Below are 16,568 nucleotides of genomic sequence, written 5' to 3'. Positions count from 1 at the left end.
ATCTCGGCGAGTGCATCCGGAGGCGTCGCCGTCCCCTCAGGCGGCGACTGGAGCAGTAGACGAGGCAAGGACGACAACCCGTGAAGTTCCCCCGTCCCCGTGGAGCCCGGCTCGCCGCCGTGGTCTCCGCGGTTCTGGCGGTGACCGGAGGCTCACCAGCCCTGGCCGCCGCTCCCGACCCGGCGGCTCAGCCCGACCGGAAAGCCGCGGCCCCCGCGGCGCACGACCTGCCCACCCCACCCGGCACCCACTCGGTCACCCTGATCACCGGTGACGTGATCACCACCCGGCGCGGCGCGAACGGCGGCACCGTCGACGCGCGGCGTCCGGACGGCACCCCCACCCAGGTGCGGGTGGTGGAATCCGGCACCGACCTGTACGTCTACCCGCAGTCCGTGCTCCCGTACCTGGCCGCCGGCACCCTGGACAAGCGGCTGTTCAACGTCACCGGGCTGATCGCCGACGGGTACGCCGACGCCAAGGTCGATCACCTGCCGCTGATCGTGTCGTACACCGATGCGGCGGCCGGGCTCCGGACCGGCGCCGTGCCGACCGGAGCGACCCGCACCCGCGCCCTGAGCAGCATCAAGGGTGCCGCTCTGCACGAGGACCGCGACCGGGCGGACGAATTCTGGGCCGCGATCACCCCCGCGGCGAAGTCGCCCGCCGGGGCCTCCGGCGGCACGGGACGCTTCGGCGGCGGGATCGCGAAGATCTGGCTGGACGGGCGCGTACACGCCGACCTCGCCGACACCACCGCGCAGATCGGCGCCCCCGAGGTGTGGGCCGGCGGTGACACCGGCGCGGGCGTACGCGTCGGCGTGCTGGACACCGGCATCGACGCCGGCCACCCCGACCTGGCCGACCGCATCGCCGAGTCGGCCGTGTTCGTACCCGGCGAGGAACTCACCGACCGGGTCGGACACGGCACCCACGTCGCCTCCACGATCGCCGGCACCGGCGCCGCCTCCGCCGGGCGCGAGAAGGGCGTCGCCCCGGACGCCCGGCTCGCCATCGGCAAGGTGCTCAGCGACGAAGGGTTCGGGTACGACTCCTGGATCCTCGCCGGCATGGAGTGGGCGGCCCGGGAGGCCGACGCCACCGTCATCAACATGAGCCTGGGCTCGAACCAGCCCACCGACGGGACCGACCCGATCAGCCAGGCGGTCAACACGCTCAGCGCGGAGACCGGCGCCCTGTTCGTCGTCTCCGCGGGCAACCTCGGCGCGCCGGGCACCGTGACCGCCCCGGGCGCGGCGGACGCCGCGTTGACCGTCGGCGCGGTCGACGCCGACGACCAGCTCGCCTACTTCTCCAGCCAGGGGCCACGGATCAGCGACGAGGCGATCAAGCCGGAGCTGACCGCGCCGGGCGTCGGCGTGCTGGCAGCCCGGTCGCAGTACTCGCCCGGCGAGGGCTTCTACGAGCGGCACGACGGCACCTCGATGGCCGCGCCACACGTGGCCGGCGCCGCCGCCCTGCTCGCCGCGAAGCACCCGGACTGGACCGGCCAGCAGCTCAAGGACGCGCTGGTCAGCACGACCAGGGCGACCCCGCAGTACGACGCGTACCAGGCCGGCACCGGCCGGGTCGACGTCGCCGCGGCCGTACGCGCCCCGGTCGTCGCCACCGGCGCCGTCTCCACCAGCGTGCGGTACGAGACCGCGAAGGCGGGCGGCAGCACGCACCCGGTGACGTACACCAACACGACCGGCCAGCCGATCACGCTGGACGTGGCGGTGGACGCCCCGACCGCACCGGCCGGGCTGTTCAGCCTGTCCGCGACGCGGCTGACCGTACCCGCGCACGGCACCGCCGCCGTCACCCTGACCACGGACACCTCCCGGGCCAGCGCCGGCAGCCGGTACACCGGCCAGCTCGTCGCCACCGGAGCCGACCGGGCCGTGCTGACCCGCACCGCGATCGGCGTGGGCACCTACACCCCGTACCACGCGCTCCGGCTGGAACTGACCGACCGGGCCGGCAAGCCGGCCCCGGGCCTCATCGAGCTGGGTCAGCCGGGCAGCTCCGAGCCGGCCTTCATCAACACCGACTCCGACGGCACGGTGCAGCTGAACCTGCCCGAAGGCGTCTACTCGGCGATGAGCTTCCTCAACGTCACCGGCAGCCACGGGCCGAACTCGCTGGGCCTGGCCCTGCTCGGCGACCCGGACATCGACCTGCGCGCGGACACCACCGTCCGGCTGGACGGCACGGCGGCCCGGCGGATCCAGTCGCTGGTGCCGCAGCCGACCGCCGACACGTTCGCCCGGCTGGACTACTACCGGTCCGAGGGGGCCGGCCGCTGGCGCTCGTTCATCGAGGGCGCCGTGTTCTACGACAGCTTCTGGGCCCAGCCGACCAGTCACGACGTCACGCACGGCGACTTCTATGTCGGTGCGCGGTGGCGCCGGGAGCAGCCGGAGCTCAGCGTCGGCACCGCGACCGTCGACTTCGACGACGTGGTGCGGCAGCAGGGCACCACCCAACTGCCGAAGGGCCGGTGGACGCTGCCCGCCGTGTACGCCGGCAACGGCGCGGCGAGCGACTACGCCAAGCTGGACGCCCGCGGCAAGGTGGTCGTGGTCCGGCACAACGAGGCGGTCGGCGACTCCGAGCAGGCCGCGGCGGCGACCGCCGCCGGGGCCAGGCTGATGGTGGTGGTGAACGACAACCCGTGGCGCGAGGTGCGCGACTACGGGGTCGACTTCTTCACCCCCACGCCGATCGAGGTGGCGCTGCTCAGCACGGACGAGGGCGAGGCGCTGATCCAGCGGATCCAGCGCGGCCCGACGAGCGTCGAGGTGGCGTCCCAGCCGGTCGCCGACTACGCGTACGACCTGGCCCAGGGCTACCACAACCGGATTCCGCGCGAGCTGACCCGGACCGAGACCCGCACGACGCTGGCCCGGATCGACGTGGGCTTCGGCGTCCCCACCCCGCAGACCCGGGGTGGTGAGTTCCGGTTCGACTGGCCGTCGTACTCGGACTGGGGCATCGGCCGGACCAGCAACCGGCCGCTCGCCCCGGTCCGCACCGACTGGGTGTCCACCGGCGACCTGTACCAGTGGGGCCAGGAGGCGTACCTCGAATCCGGCACGTACCAGATCGACACCCGGACCAGCTACCGGGCCGGCAGCGGAGGCACGGAGCAGTTCTTCGAGCCGATCGAACGGCCGCACCTGAACAACAACTTCAAGCTGCCCACCCGCTCCGGTGACAACCTCAACCTGGACGTACCCGGTTGGGGCGGGGACGACCACGTCGGCATGGCGCTGAACGGGGCCGAGCAGACCAACCAGCTCTACCAGGGCGACAAGCTGCTCGGCCAGAGCAGCAGCACGTGGGTGAGCGGCACCGCGCCGGGCACGGGGGATCTGCCGTACCGGCTGGTCGTCGCGACCAGGCAGGACCCGGCCGCCGGCCGGTACTCCACCCGCACCGAGACGCAGTGGCGGTTCCGGTCGACGGCACCGGCCGCCGGTGTCGAGTCGAGTGTGCTGCCGCTGCTCCAGCTCGACTACGCGGTCGACACCGACGCTGCCGGCACCGCGAAGGGCCGTACCGACCTGACCGTCTCGGCCGCACAGCTCCCCGGGGCGGCCGGTGCCGGCCGGCTCGGGCCGGTCACGTTGGAGGTCTCGTACGACGACGGCGCGCACTGGCAGAGGCAGACGCTGGACGGGGCGCAGGTCGGCTCCGGGACGGCGCACCTGCGGGCACCGAAGGGCGCGGCGTACGTGTCGCTGCGCGCCAGCGCCACGGACCGCTCGGGCAACTCCGTCGAGCAGACCGTGATCCGCGCCTTCGGCGTGCGCTGATGATCGTTGCGTGACCGCGTGTCGTCCGGCCGGCCTCGGGTCGGCCGGACGACACGCGTGCGGCGAAGAACCGCACGGGCGGTGGTCAGACTGCCGGTGCCCGGCAGAGACGGATCCAGCGGTAGCCGTGACCGGAGAGCTTGAGCCGGTCCAGTTTGCCCACCTCGTCGTAGCCCCGGTCGGTGAGCACGTCGATCGGCAGGTCGGCCTCCGCTTCGAGGGTGCTCAGGTCCACCTCGACGTCCTCGGTGCCCAGGTTGTGCAGGAAGACCATCGTGCCGGTGGGACCGTCGGCCCGGTGGGCGAGCACCCCGGGCGGCATCGGCACGTCGATGTGGACGGTCGTGCCGGAGCCGATCTCCGGTGCCTCCCGCAGCGTGCGGATCATCCGCTCGAACCAGCCGAGCAGGGACCGTGGGTCCTTGCGCTGGGCGGTCACGTTGACCCGGTCGTAGCCGAACTCGCCCTTGTCGATGACCGGCCGTACCAGCTTCTCCGGCTCCGCGGTGGAGAAGCCGCCGTTGGGCTGGTACGACCACTGCATCGGGGTACGGATGGCGTCGCGCCCCCGCAGCGACAGATCCTCGCCCATGCCGATCTCCTCGCCGTAGCGCATCACCGGCGTGCCGCGCAGCGAGAACTGCAGGGCGTACGCCAGCTCGATGTGCCGGCGGTCGTTGCCCAGCATGGGGGCGAGTCGACGACGGATGCCCCGACCGTAGAGCTGCATCTCCTCGCTCGGGCCGAACTTCGCCAGCACGTCGTTGCGCTGGTCGACGGTGAGCCGGGAGAGGTCGATCTCGTCGTGGTTGCGCAGGAAGGTCGCCCACTGGGCGCCCGCGGGCAGCTTCGGGGTGTCCCGCAGCGCGTCGATGATCGCCTCCGGGTCCTCCCGGGCGAGGGCGAGCATGAGCCGGCCGTTGAGCATGAAGTCGAAGAGCATGTGGATGCGGTTGCTCGACCCGCCGCCGTCGCCGAAGTAGACCGGTAGCTGGTCCGGCTCGACGTTCGCCTCGGCCAGCAGGACGGCGTCGCCGCGGCGCCACTGCACGTGCTGGCGCAGCTCGGTGAGGAACTCGAAGTCCTTCGGCGAGTTCGGGTTGCCCGGTTCGGTCTGCTCGATGATGAACGGCACCGCGTCCATCCGGAAGCCGGAGACGCCGAGCTGGAGCCAGAACGAGGTGATCTTCTTGATCTCCTCGCGGACCTTCGGGTTGTTCACGTTGAGGTCCGGCTGGAACCGGTAGAAGCGGTGGTAGTACCAGGCCTTGGCGGTCCGGTCGTAGCTCCACGTCTCGTGCTGCTCACCCGGGAAGACCATGCCCTGGTGCCGGTCGTCCGGCTCGGTGTCGGACCAGACGTACCAGTCGCGGTACGGCGAGTCCGGCGAGGAGCGGGCCGACTGGAACCAGGGGTGCTGGTCGGAGGTGTGGTTCACCACCAGGTCGATGATCACCCGGATGCCCCGGTTCTGCGCCTGGTGCAGCAGCTCGGCGAAGTCGCCGAGGGTCCCGAGTCGCGGATCGACGGCGTAGAAGTCGGTCGCGTCGTACCCGTCGTCCTTGTTGGGCGACGGGTGGATCGGGTTCAGCCAGAGGCAGGTCACCCCCAGCCGCGCCAGATAGTCCAGCCGCCCGATCAGACCACGGAAGTCACCGATCCCGTCGCCGTCGGAGTCGGCGTACGTGTCGACGTCGAGGCAGTAGACAACGGCTTCGGAGTACCAACGCTCACCCATGTCGAAGGAACATCTCCGGTCGATCACCATGGCAAACCCGGGCGACGCACGGCCGGGCCCATCCGGGGGTACGGTGCCGATCATGGAAAACGGACTGGTGCCCCCGAGTGAACCGTTGGACTGGGCCCGGGGCGTCTGGCTGCACCCGCCGGTGCGCGCCGAGGAGGGGCCGACGGGCGAGCTGGTGGTCGAGCCGGCGGCGGAGAGCGACTTCTGGCGGCGGACAAGCTACGGCTTCGTGCACGACAACGGCCCGGCCCTGCTCGCGCCGTTGCCGGTCGGCACCGCCATGGAGGTGAGCTTCACCCTCGACCTCACCGGGCAGTTCGACCAGGCCGGCGTACTGGTCCGGGTGGACGAGCGCACCTGGGTGAAGACCGGCGTCGAGCTAAGCGACGGTGAGCTCTCACTCGGCGCGGTGGTGACCCGGGAGTTCTCCGACTGGTCGCTGGCGCCGGTCCCGCAGTGGGCGGGGCGGGAGGTGACCGTGCGGGTCAGCCGGGCCGGGGACGCGCTGACCGTCCGGGCCCGGGTGGACGACGAGCCGTGGCGGCTGGTCCGCCTCGCCCCGCTGGACCCGCAGGCCGAGGCCACGGCCGGCCCGTTCTGCTGCGCGCCGCTGCGGGCCGGGCTCGCCGTCCGGTTCAGCGGCTGGCGGCAGGGGCCGGCCGACACCGCGGTGCATCCGGACCACTGACCGCCGGATCAGCGTGGCCCGGCTCACCCGCAGGTGTGGGTCGGGCGTTCCGGGGTATCACCGTTGGATCCCCGGCACCTGTGAAAGGACGACCAATGGCGCTCGCCCAGAACGTCGACCCGTCGCAGTTCACCGGGTTGACCGGCTGGGTGGCGGACGTCATCGAGGCGATGGGGCCGCTCGGCGTGGCGCTGCTGGTGGCGTTGGAGAGCATCATCCCGCCGATCCCCAGCGAGGTCGTGCTGGCGATGGCCGGCTACCTCTCCGCCGAGGGCCGGTTCAACGTGGTGCTCGTCGTGCTCGCCGCGACCGTCGGCTCGCTGGTCGGCGCCCTGGTGCTCTACTGGCTGGGCGCGGCGCTCGGCGAGGAGCGGCTCAAGCGCTGGCTGGACCACATCCCGCTGGTCGACCGGAGCGACCTGGAGAAGGCCGACCGCTGGTTCGAGCGCCACGGCCGGTGGGCGGTGCTGATCGGCCGGGTGGTGCCGGTGGTACGCAGCCTGGTGTCGGTGCCGGCCGGGGCGAACCGGATGCCGCTGGGCGAGTTCGTGCTGCTCACCACGCTGGGCAGCGGCGTGTGGAACACCGTCATCGTCGGGCTCGGCTTCGCCCTCGGTTCACGGTGGCAGGAGGTCGATCGGTACAGCAGCTGGTTCAACTACGCGATCTTCGCGATCTTCGCCTTCATGATCGTGAGCTGGGTGGTCAAGAAGGTCCGGAAACGCCGCGCGCGGCGCGACCGGCAGTCGGTGACCGCCGGCCGCTGACCCGCGGCAGAGGTACGGGTGAGAGGGGTTCCCTTCTCTACCGTAGGCGTTAACAGGGGGCCCTTCCTTTCAGTACTGCGCGGTGATCGAGGTGAACTCCCAGGTGTTCTGCGCGATGCCGGAGCAGTTGGAGACCACGCCACCGCCCGGGCAGGGCCGGTCCCGGTTGACCGACCAGAAGGTGAAGCGGGACAGGTTGCGGGCCCTGGCCCAGTCCCGGATCTGGGTCCAGGTGGCCGGCGAGGTCAGCTCCTGCTGGTCGGAGAGACCGTTCATCCCGGAGATCCCCATGTGCGCGTACGCCGTCGCGTCGGACCAGCCGAAGGCGGTCTTCAGCGCGTTCTTCAGCCCCTCCGCCGCGTTGACCGTGCTCTGGTACATGTTCGCGCCGCCGCCGAAGTCGAACGGCATGATGGTGAACGTGTCGATGTTCGCGCCGAGGGCGGCGGCCTGGTTGATCAGCCGGGTGCCCCAGTAGTTCGGTCCGGTGGTCGAGGTCCCGAAGGTGACGATGGTCTTCAGCCCCGGGTTGTTCTGCTTGACGATCTTCAGCGCGCCGAGGATCCGGTCCTGGACCACCTCGTTCTCGAACTCGTCGCTGTTCTCGATGTCGATGTCGATCGCCTTCAGCCCGAACGCGTCGATCACCTGCTGGTAGGCGCCCGCGAGGGCACTCGCCGAGGAGCAGTTCGGCCCGAGCTTGTTGCCGCTCCAGCCGCCGATGGACGGGATCACGTCGCCGCCGGCCGCCCGGATCGCCGCGATGGTGCTGGCGTGCGCGCCGCCGGTGAGCGGGCCGGAGCCGTCCCAGGCCGGGGTGCAGCCGCCGCCGGAGAGCAGGAACGCGATGGTGAACCACTTGACCCCGGTCGCCGACATGACGGTTCCGGGCGCCGGCGGGTCACCCCAGCCCGGGTAGAGGTAGGGCGCCACCGCCATCGAGCCGCCACCACCGGTGCAGCCGGTGGTGCTGGCCGGGACCGCGGCCGAGCGTGCCGACTCGCCGGCCGAGTTGTACGCGGCGACGGTGTAGCTGTGCGCCGAGCAGGCGGCCAGCCCGGAGATGGTGGCCGAGGTGCCGGTCACGGTGGCCCGCACGGTGGAGCCCTCGTACACCCGGTAGCCGGTCACGGTGCCACCGACCGCGTTCCAGGCCAGTGAGACCGCCGACGTGGTGCTGCCGGTGACCCGCAGGCCGCCCGGGGTGGCCGGAGCGCCCGGCGGGGTGGTCGGGCCGCCGGCGCAGGGCGCGCCGTTGACGGTGCAGCCGGTCGGGTCACCGGTGCCGCTGACGATGAAGCCGAACGAGGTGCTCGCCCCCGCCGCGAGCGTGCCGTTCCACGACTGGTTGCGGGCGGTGACGTGCTGCCCGGCGGAGCTGACCAGCGCGTCCCAGGCCGAGCCGACCGTGCTGCCGGCCGGCAGGTCGAACTGGACGTTCCACGAGGTGATCGTCGAGGCGGTGTCGTTGGTGACGGTGAACCTGGCCTCGTACCCGCTGCTCCAGCTGGAGGTGCGGACGAAGGCGGCGGTGGCGGCGGACGCGGCTGGCGGCGCCACGAGGGTGGCCGCGACCAGGGCGGCGGCCAGCGCGACGGCGAACGTGGCCGCGCGGGGGGAGCGGAGTTTCACGGGTGGCCTCCAGGGACCGGTGTGGTGGGGGATTCCGTCCGCGCGGCGCGGGGGCGCCGCGCGGACGGGGAATGCCGGCGCCCGGCGGGCACCGGGGTCAGGGCAGGGTGTCCAGGTGCGGGGCGAGGGTGCGGGCGAAGCCGTTGCCGTTGCTGACGTCCCAGTTCACCGACCAGGTCATCGCGCCCCGGATGCCCGGGTAGGTGCGCGGCGGCCGGAAGCTGCCGCAGTTGGTGCCCCCGGCCAGGCAGTCCAGCGCGGCGGTGACCACGCTGGGCGCGACGATGCCGCCGCCGGCCGCGCCCGGGCCGGCGGGCAGGCCGAGGCCGACCTGGTCGGGACGGAGACCGGCCTCCAGTTGGATGCAGGCCAGCGCGACGATGAAGTTCACCGTGCCCTGGGCGTACGCGGCGTTCTGGTCGCAGCCGAGCATCGCGCCGGAGTTGTAGTACTGGGTGTTGACGACGGTGAGGATGTCCTTGATGTCCAGGGCCAGCTTGAAGTAGCCGCTGGTCGGCGACTGCATGTCGATGGTCTGGGGCGCCATCGCGATGATCAGGCCCGCGCCGACCCTGGCCCGTAGCGCGCGCAGCGCCTGCGCCATGTACGTCGGGTTGAGCCCGTTCTCCAGGTCGATGTCGATCCCGTCGAAGCCGTAACGCGCGATCAGCGCGGCGGCCGTGTCGGTGAAGGCGGTGGCGCTGGCGGCGTCGTTGACGGCGACCCGGCCGGCCTCGCCACCGACGGAGAGGATCACCTTCTTGCCCCGGCCGTGCAGGGTCCGTACGTCGGCGGTGAAGTCCGCATCGGTGTAGCCGCCCAACGCGGCGGCCAGCCCGGGGTCGACGCCGAAGGTGAGCGCACCGGGCGTCGCCGTGGCCTCGGCGAAGGCGACCGCCACCACGTCGTACTCGGCGGGGACGTCGCGCAGTCGTAGCTCGACGGCAGGGTTGTCGAAGTTGTGCCAGTAGCCGGTGAGCAGGTGCTTCGGCAGCCCTCCGGTGGGCGGCGGGTTCGTCGGTGGCGGAGTGGTGGGGGGCGGGGTGGTCGGCGGCGGGGTGGTCGGGGTGGTGCCGCCGCCGCAGGGCGCGCCGTTGAGCTGGCAGCCGGTCGGCGAGCCGGAGCCGCTGGCCAGGAAGCCGAAGGAGACCGAGGCGCCGGGGGCGATGCTGCCGTTCCAGGACCGGTTGGTGAAGGTGTGCCGCTGGCCGGAGGAGCTGAGCAGCGCGTCCCAGTAGCTGCCGAGGGTGCTGCCGGCCGGCAGGTCGAAGGAGAGGCTCCAGCCGTTGATGGTGTAGCCGCCTCCGTTGGTGATCGTGTACTTCCCCTCCCAGCCGGAACCCCAGTCGGAGGTCTTGACGAAGCTCGCCGTGGCCCCGGCGGCGAAGGCCGGCAGTGCCACCCAGGCCGCGCCGAGCGTCGCGGCGAGGGCGGCGACCAGGGACAGGACAAGGGCTCTGGAACGCTTCATGCGACCCTCCACACCCGGATGGGCATCCATGGACGTCAACGTTGCCGCTAATTATTAAGACAGTTAACTGTTTCTGTCCAGGGGTCGACGCACATGAATGGGCCCCCGCCGCGCGGAGCGCGCGACGGGGGCCCGACAGGCGGACCTGTCGATCTAGCCGGTGCTCGCCGGTGCCGCCTGCGGCCGGCGCAGCACCGCCTGCTCCAGCGCCGACCAGGCGGTCGCGGCCACCAGGTAGATCACCGCGGCCAGCGGCAGCACCAGCGCCACCAGCACCGTCGTGTACGGCAGGAGCGGCAGCAGCCGGCCGAGGGTGGCGGCGCCCGGACCCTCGGTGGGCGTACCGGCCACCGTGCCGACCGCGGTCGACGCCCGACGGGCCCGCCGCGAGGACCACCAGGCCAGCACCAGCAGCACGGCCAGCAGGACAGCGAAGAGCGGGCCGGCCATCCCGGTCAGCCCGTCGGCGAGATGGTGTCCCAGCGGCACTCCGGCCAGCCGCTCGTCGAGCAGCCCGGTGCCGCCCTCGTCGGTGCTGAAGAGCCGGTACAGCACCAGCAGGAACGGCGCCTGGATCAGCAGCGGCAGGCAGCCGGTGACCGGGTTGGCGCCGGCGAAGCGGTACAGCGCGAAAATCTCGCTCTGGAGCTTCGCCGGGTCGTCGGCGTGCTGCCGCTGAAGCTCACGCACCTGCGGGGCGAGCGCCGCGCGGCGCCGTTCCCCGCGCACCTGGGCGACGGTGAGCGGCGAGATCAGCAGCCGGACGGCGACGGTGAGCAGCACGATGGCGGCGGCCGTCGCGGCGCCGCCGGTCAGCGGTTCGAGCAGGGTGGTGAGCCAGGAGAGCGCGGTGCCGGCGGCGCCGACCGCGTCGTGCAGTGGTGCGAAGGCGAGCATGGGTGACCCCTCGGTCCGATTCCGGTGCGGTCCTCCCTCCGGCGGCACACGCCGGGTGGGACCGATGACGACGGGATCGGCCGCGTGGCGGCGCGGCGCTACGCGGCCGAGGGGTGCCCGGGCGCACGCGGGCGGGGCCGCCCGGCGGCGTCCGGGTCGACCTGCCGGGGTACCCGACGGCTGCGGGCCCGTGCCCGCAGCCCGGCCCAGCGCCGGGCGGCGCCCGGCCCGCCCGAGTGGGCGACCACCCGCGCGGCGAGCAGCGCGGTGAGCAGAAGCAGGGCGGTCAGCGCCGCGCCGGCGAGCAGGTCGGCCGGGCGCTCGGAGAGCAGGGTGAGCTGGGCGAGCGCGTACGCCCACGCGCCCCAGACGAACCCCAGCGGTACCTGCACGGGGTCAGCCTAGGACCCGGTGTCACGCCGGCCGGCCCGATCGCGGCGACCGACCCGGATCCGGCGGCCCGCGATGCCCGGGTACGACCGGCGCGGCGAGATCGCGAGGCGCGCCGAGGGCGGCGCGCGGTGGCCGGGCGACACGCGGGCCGACGCGCCGGTGCCACGTTTCCCGCCATCGCCACTGTGGGTAACCAGGCGACCGACCGGCGCGGATGGCCCGCGACCGGCAGGAACGGACGGTGGTGGCGATGACCGGCCAGGTGGCGGAGGCCCCCAGCGGTACGGCCGAGGCGGTGGACCTGCTCACGGTGGGTGTCGAGGAGGAGTTCCTCCTCGTCGACCCGCACACCGGGGCCGCGGTACCCGCCGTCGACCTGGTCCTGGAGCAGGTGCCGGCCGAGCTGCGCGGGCAGGTGGAACGGGAGTTCCAGACCAGCCAGATCGAGATCGGCAGCCCACCCGGCCTGGAACTCTCCTCGATCCGGCACTCCCTCGGCGTGCTGCGCACCGCGCTCGCCGACGCGGCCGAGCGGGCCGGCGTACGGCTGCTCGCCATCGGCACCGGCCCGGTGGACGGTCCGGTTCCGCCGGTGGTGGACAAGCCGCGCTTCGACCGGATGGTCGAGCGGTTCCGGCTGCTGGTGCCCGGTCCGGGCAACAACGGCATGCACGTGCACGTCGGGGTGCCCGACCCGGAGACCGGAGTGCAGGTGCTCAACCACGTCCGGCCCTGGCTGCCACTGCTGCACGCGGTGACCACCAACTCCCCGTTCGCCCGGGGTGAGGACACCGGCTACGCCAGTTGGCGCTCGGTCGAGTGGGAGCGCTGGCCGTCGGTGGCGCCGACGCCGTGGCTGGAGTCGCACGAGCACTACCAGCGGCTGATCCGCCAGCTCATCGCCAGCGGGGTGATGCTCGACGAGGGGATGCTCTACTGGTACGCCCGCCTGTCGGCGAAGTACCCGACGGTGGAGCTGCGGATCGGCGACGTCTGCCCGTCGGTGGACGACGCGGTGCTGGTCGCCGCCCTGGTCCGGGCTTTGGTGGCCACCGCGATGGACGAGGTTCGCGCCGGCCGTCCGGCCCTGCGGACCGACCACCACCTGCTGGTCGGCGCACACTGGCGGGCCGCGCACGACGGCCTGGAGGGCGACGGCGTGGACGTGACCACCGGCGAACTGCGCCCGACCTGGGAGCTGCTGGACGAGTTCGTCGACCGGCTGCGGCCGGCGCTGGAGCAGCACGGCGACTGGGCCGAGGTGACCGACCTGCTCGGCGGGCTGCGCCGGCACGGCACCGGCGCCGCGCGGCAACGCGCGGTGTTCGCCCGCACCGGTCGGCTCGCCGACGTGGTGCAGGACGTGGCGCGACAGACCCGCGGCTGATCACCGCGTGACAGGATGATGCCGTGGCGCAACGACTGATCGTCATCGGTGGAGACGCCGCCGGCATGTCGACGGCGTCCCAGGCCCGACGCCGGCGGGGTCGCGACGATCTGGACATCGTCGCCTTCGAACGCGGGCACTTCACCTCCTACTCGGCCTGCGGCATCCCGTACTGGATCAGCGGCCTGGTGCCCGAACCCGAGCAGCTCATCGCCCGCGAGCCCGAGACGTTCCGCAGCGAGTACGCCATCGACGTGCGGATGCGGCACGAGGTGACCGCCATCGACCTGGAACGCCGCGAGGTGGTCGCCCGGGACCTGGAGGGCGGCGGCGAGGTCCGCGAGCGCTTCGACGAGCTGATGTACGCCGCCGGCGCGGTGCCGGTGAAGCCGCAGTGGGCGCACACCGACGCCGACGGCGTGTTCGGCATGCAGACCCTCGACGACGGGGCGGCGCTGCGCGACTGGCTGGTGGCCGAGCCACGGCCGCATCGGGCCGTGGTGGTCGGCGGCGGCTACATCGGGGTCGAGATCGCCGAGGCGCTGATCCAACGCGGCCTCTCCGTCACCCTCATCGAGCAGGCCGACCAGCCCATGTCGACGGTGGACGCTGACATGGCCGAGCTGGTCGCCGACGCCATGAAGGGGCTGGGCATCCACATCCGTACCGGCCTCGCGGTTACCGACCTGGAACAGCGCGACGGCCGGGTGTCCGCGGTCGTCACGGCCGAGGGGCCGATCCCCACCGACGTCGTGGTCCTGGGTCTGGGGGTACGCCCCAACACCGCGCTCGCCGAGGCGGGCGGGCTGCCGCTCGGCCCGACCGGCGGGATCCGGGTGGACCGGCGGATGCGGGTGCCGGGCCTGCCCGGGGTCTGGGCGGCCGGCGACTGCGTGGAGACGCTGCACCGGGTCAGCGGGTTGCCGGTGCACGTGCCGCTGGGCACGCACGCCAACAAGCAGGGCCGGGTGGCCGGGATCAACATCGGTGGCGGGTACGCCACGTTCACCGGCGTGATCGGCACCGCCGTGACCAAGGTCTGCGAGCTGGAGGTGGGCCGGACGGGCCTGCGCGAGCGGGACGCCACCGCGGCGGGCTTCGAGTTCGTCTCGGTGATCGCCGAGTCGACCAACCGGGCCGGCTACTACCCCGGTTCCCGCCCGATGAGCGTCAAACTGATCGCCGAACGGCCCAGCGGGCGGCTGCTGGGCGCGCAGATCGTCGGCTGGTCCGAGGCCGCCAAACGGATCGACGCGCTGGCCGTGGCACTGTGGAACGGCATGACGGTGGACGAGATGACCCAGCTCGATCTGGGCTACGCTCCGCCGTACGCGCCGGTCTGGGATCCGGTGCTGATCGCCGCCCGCAAGGCCGTGGACGTGCTCACCGCCGTCGGCCGCTGACCCCCCTCGTGAAGGACTCGCTGGTGACGCCAGCCCGGCCAACCACCCGCCGCCGCCCCACCATGGTGGACGTGGCCCGCCACGCGGGCGTCAGCCTGAAGACGGTGTCCCGGGTGGTCAACGACGAGCCGGTGGGGCGGGAACTGGTCGACCGGGTGCTGGCGGCCATCGCCGAGCTGGGCTTCCGGCGCAACGACATCGCCCGCAACCTGCGCTCGGGTCAGGTGAGCGCCACCATCGGCCTGCTCATCGAGGAGATCGCCAACCCGTTCTACGCCACCCTCGCCAGCGTCGCTGCCGAGGTGGCCGCCGTGCACCGGACGCTGTTGATCACCGCCTCGTCCGAGGAGGACCCGGCGCGCGAGCGCGCCCTGCTCGCGGACCTCACCCAGCGGCGGGTCGACGGGCTGCTGGTGGTGCCCGCCGGCGACGACCACTCGTTCCTGCGCCGCGAGGTGGAGCTGGGCATGCCGGTGGTGTTCCTGGACCGCCCCCCGGAGCGGCTGCTGGCGGACGCGGTGCTGCTGGACAACCAGGGTGGCAGCCGGGCGGGCATCCGGGCGCTGCTGGACGCGGGACACCGCCGGATCGCCCTCCTGCTCGGGCCGCTGAGGACGTACACCATGCGGGAGCGGTTGGCCGGCGCGCGGGCGGAGCTGGCCGGCGCCGGGGTGCGGGACGAGGCGCTGCTGCGCGACGGCATCACCTCGCCGGAGGAGGCCGAGCGGGCGGCCGCCGCGCTGCTCGACCTGCCCGACCCGCCCACCGCCTTCTTCTGCGGCAACAACCGGCTCACCGTCGGCGCGCTCCAGGAGTTGCACCGCCGGGGCAGTACCGCGGCGCTGGTGGGCTTCGACGACTTCGAGCTGGCCCACCTGATGCCCCGGCCGCTGACCGTCATCGGCTACGACTCCAGGGAGCTGGCCCGGGTGGCCACCGAACGACTGTTCCAGCGGATCGCCGGCGACCAGTCCGGCCCGTCGACCACCCTGCTCCCCACCTGGTTGCTGCACCGCGGTCTGGGCGGCTGACTACGCGCCGCCCGCACCGGGGGCCAGCGGACCGGGGCCGCCCAGCCCACCGGCCGACTGGGACAGCAGCACCGCCTGGTACGCGTGGTAGACGTCCGGCCGGCCGTGCCACACCGTGCCGGCCGGCCGGTTCTCGGCGTCCAGTTCGTGCCGCCAGCCCGTGGCGTCGATCAGGTACCGGCCGGCGTACGCCCAGAAGACCCGCTCCCACTCGGCGTAGACCGCCGCCCCGGTGCGCCGGTGCAGGGTGACCGCCGCCCCGATGGCCTCGGCCACCACCCAGTGCATCCGGGACCGGACCACCGGCCGGTCGTCCCAGTCGATGGTGTAGACGAAGCCGTCGGCACCGTCGACCGCCCAGCCCCGCCGGATGGCGGCGGCGAACAGGGCACGGGCGTCGGCCAGCAGCCACCCCGGCGGGTCGGGCCGGACCGCCTCCAGCTCCAGCAGCAGCCGGGCCCACTCCAGCCAGTGGCCGATGGTGGAGCCGTACGGCCGGAACGGGTCCGCGGGCCGGTCCCGGTTGTAGTCGGGCCGGGGCGTCCAGTCGGCGGTGAAGTGCTCGGGCAGCCGCCAGTCGTGCCGGGCGCCCTCGGAGTGCACCAGGTGGGTGCTGATCCGCAGGGCCCGCTCGGTCCAGCTCGGGTCCCCGGTGGCCGCGGCGGCCGCGAGGAACGCCTCGACCATGTGCATGCTGCTGTTCGCGCCCCGGTAGTCCTCGGTCTCCGACCAGTCCCGGTTCCAGGATTCGCGGACCCCGCCGGCGTCGTCGTCCCAGAACCGGTCCCGCACCACGGTCAGCGCCTCGTCGAGCAGCCGGTCCGCGCCGGGTCGACCGGCCCGCGCCGCGCTGGACGCGGCGAGCAGCACGAACGCGTGCGCGTAGCCGGCCTTGCGTTCGTCGGTCGGGTCGCCCTGCTCGTCGACCGCGCCGAACCAGCCGCCGTACTCCGCGTCCCGCAGCAGGCCGGTGAGCGCGGCGACCCCGTGGTCGACCAGGGCGGCGGCGTCCGGATCGCCGTGCCGGGCGGCGAGCGCCAGGACGTGCGTCATCCGGCAGGTGATCCAGGTGTGCAGCGGCTCACCGCAGTCCGGCGTGCCGTCCTCGGTCAGCCACCAGAAGCCGCCCTCGGGGCGGACCGCGCGGCGGGCGGTGTCGACAAGCGTGCGAGCCTGCTCGGCCAGGAAGCCGTCCAGGTCGGGCAGGTCGGGCAGGTCGGGTGCCCGAGGCGCGGCGGGGGTGGGTTCCTGCGCGGATGGGGACGCCTCGGTCATCTCAGCCCTTCACCGATCCCGCCGCGATGGCGATCTTGTAGTCGTCGCTGACCATA

At 73.0% G+C, this 16,568-nt stretch carries 12 protein-coding genes; 6 read left to right on the top strand and 6 right to left on the bottom strand.

The genetic code is table 11. The annotated features are described in order from the left end of the window. Positions 1–80 precede the first annotated feature (80 nt). A complete protein-coding gene (locus ACFOW4_RS27590) occupies positions 81–3,821 on the top strand; it encodes a S8 family serine peptidase (protein WP_377533063.1) in 3,741 nt (1,246 codons plus the stop codon). A gap of 85 nt (positions 3,822–3,906) precedes the next feature. Here the strand turns inward: ACFOW4_RS27590 and ACFOW4_RS27585 are convergent, their stop codons facing one another. Beyond that, the gene (locus tag ACFOW4_RS27585; protein WP_377533061.1) at positions 3,907–5,559 is read right to left on the bottom strand and encodes an alpha-amylase family protein; all 1,653 of its coding nucleotides are present in this window, start codon (positions 5,557–5,559) and stop codon (positions 3,907–3,909) included. A gap of 82 nt (positions 5,560–5,641) precedes the next feature. Between ACFOW4_RS27585 and ACFOW4_RS27580 the strand changes: the two genes are divergently transcribed. Both ACFOW4_RS27580 and ACFOW4_RS27575 read left to right on the top strand, forming a co-directional pair. Further along, complete coding sequence (locus ACFOW4_RS27580) at positions 5,642–6,256, top strand: DUF1349 domain-containing protein (protein WP_377533059.1); 615 nt, start codon at positions 5,642–5,644, stop codon at positions 6,254–6,256. Positions 6,257–6,351: 95 nt separating this feature from the next. Continuing rightward, positions 6,352–7,023: a DedA family protein gene (locus ACFOW4_RS27575; protein WP_377533057.1), complete on the top strand. Its 672-nt coding sequence runs from the start codon at positions 6,352–6,354 to the stop codon at positions 7,021–7,023. Positions 7,024–7,092: 69 nt separating this feature from the next. Here the strand turns inward: ACFOW4_RS27575 and ACFOW4_RS27570 are convergent, their stop codons facing one another. From ACFOW4_RS27570 to ACFOW4_RS27555, 4 genes are all read right to left on the bottom strand, one after another. After that, positions 7,093–8,655, bottom strand: coding sequence for a cellulose binding domain-containing protein (locus ACFOW4_RS27570; RefSeq protein ID WP_377533055.1), 1,563 nt, complete (start codon positions 8,653–8,655; stop codon positions 7,093–7,095). 97 nt (positions 8,656–8,752) lie between these two features. Then, on the bottom strand, positions 8,753–10,126 hold the full coding sequence (locus ACFOW4_RS27565; RefSeq protein ID WP_377533053.1) for a chitinase: 1,374 nt from the start codon (positions 10,124–10,126) through the stop codon (positions 8,753–8,755). Positions 10,127–10,279: 153 nt separating this feature from the next. Next, positions 10,280–11,023: a YidC/Oxa1 family membrane protein insertase gene (locus tag ACFOW4_RS27560; RefSeq protein WP_377533051.1), complete on the bottom strand. Its 744-nt coding sequence runs from the start codon at positions 11,021–11,023 to the stop codon at positions 10,280–10,282. Between the two features lie 98 nt (positions 11,024–11,121). Then, positions 11,122–11,415, bottom strand: a complete 294-nt coding sequence (locus ACFOW4_RS27555; RefSeq protein ID WP_377533049.1) for a DUF6412 domain-containing protein — start codon at positions 11,413–11,415, stop codon at positions 11,122–11,124. A 251-nt stretch (positions 11,416–11,666) separates the two neighbouring features. Here ACFOW4_RS27555 and ACFOW4_RS27550 point away from each other — a divergent pair, with 251 nt between their 5' ends. From ACFOW4_RS27550 to ACFOW4_RS27540, 3 genes are all read left to right on the top strand, one after another. Beyond that, positions 11,667–12,803 (top strand): glutamate--cysteine ligase, encoded by a 1,137-nt coding sequence (locus ACFOW4_RS27550; RefSeq protein ID WP_377533047.1) that lies wholly within the window; start codon positions 11,667–11,669, stop codon positions 12,801–12,803. 23 nt (positions 12,804–12,826) lie between these two features. Next, positions 12,827–14,206, top strand: coding sequence for an FAD-dependent oxidoreductase (locus ACFOW4_RS27545; protein WP_377533045.1), 1,380 nt, complete (start codon positions 12,827–12,829; stop codon positions 14,204–14,206). A gap of 62 nt (positions 14,207–14,268) precedes the next feature. Next, positions 14,269–15,237: a LacI family DNA-binding transcriptional regulator gene (locus ACFOW4_RS27540; RefSeq protein ID WP_377533171.1), complete on the top strand. Its 969-nt coding sequence runs from the start codon at positions 14,269–14,271 to the stop codon at positions 15,235–15,237. Here the strand turns inward: ACFOW4_RS27540 and ACFOW4_RS27535 are convergent, their stop codons facing one another. Continuing rightward, entirely contained in the window at positions 15,238–16,512 is a 1,275-nt protein-coding gene (locus ACFOW4_RS27535; RefSeq protein ID WP_377533043.1) for an AGE family epimerase/isomerase, read from the bottom strand. Between the last annotated feature and the right edge of the window lie 56 nt (positions 16,513–16,568).

The sequence above is a fragment of the Micromonospora sp. GCM10011542 genome (assembly GCF_042650685.1).
Taxonomy (GTDB): Bacteria; Actinomycetota; Actinomycetes; order Mycobacteriales; family Micromonosporaceae; genus Micromonospora.
This window is presented reverse-complemented; position numbering and strand designations above follow the sequence as displayed.

Bases quoted from the DNA above. Each gene is read 5' to 3' on its own strand.
- ACFOW4_RS27585 (WP_377533061.1), bottom strand. From the start codon at position 5,559: ATGGGTGAGCGTTGGTACTCCGAAGCCGTTGTCTACTGCCTCGACGTC.
- ACFOW4_RS27540 (WP_377533171.1), top strand. From the start codon at position 14,269: ATGGTGGACGTGGCCCGCCACGCGGGCGTCAGCCTGAAGACGGTGTCC.
- ACFOW4_RS27580 (WP_377533059.1), top strand. From the start codon at position 5,642: ATGGAAAACGGACTGGTGCCCCCGAGTGAACCGTTGGACTGGGCCCGG.
- ACFOW4_RS27565 (WP_377533053.1), bottom strand. From the start codon at position 10,126: ATGAAGCGTTCCAGAGCCCTTGTCCTGTCCCTGGTCGCCGCCCTCGCC.
- ACFOW4_RS27535 (WP_377533043.1), bottom strand. From the start codon at position 16,512: ATGACCGAGGCGTCCCCATCCGCGCAGGAACCCACCCCCGCCGCGCCT.
- ACFOW4_RS27550 (WP_377533047.1), top strand. From the start codon at position 11,667: ATGACCGGCCAGGTGGCGGAGGCCCCCAGCGGTACGGCCGAGGCGGTG.
- ACFOW4_RS27560 (WP_377533051.1), bottom strand. From the start codon at position 11,023: ATGCTCGCCTTCGCACCACTGCACGACGCGGTCGGCGCCGCCGGCACC.
- ACFOW4_RS27575 (WP_377533057.1), top strand. From the start codon at position 6,352: ATGGCGCTCGCCCAGAACGTCGACCCGTCGCAGTTCACCGGGTTGACC.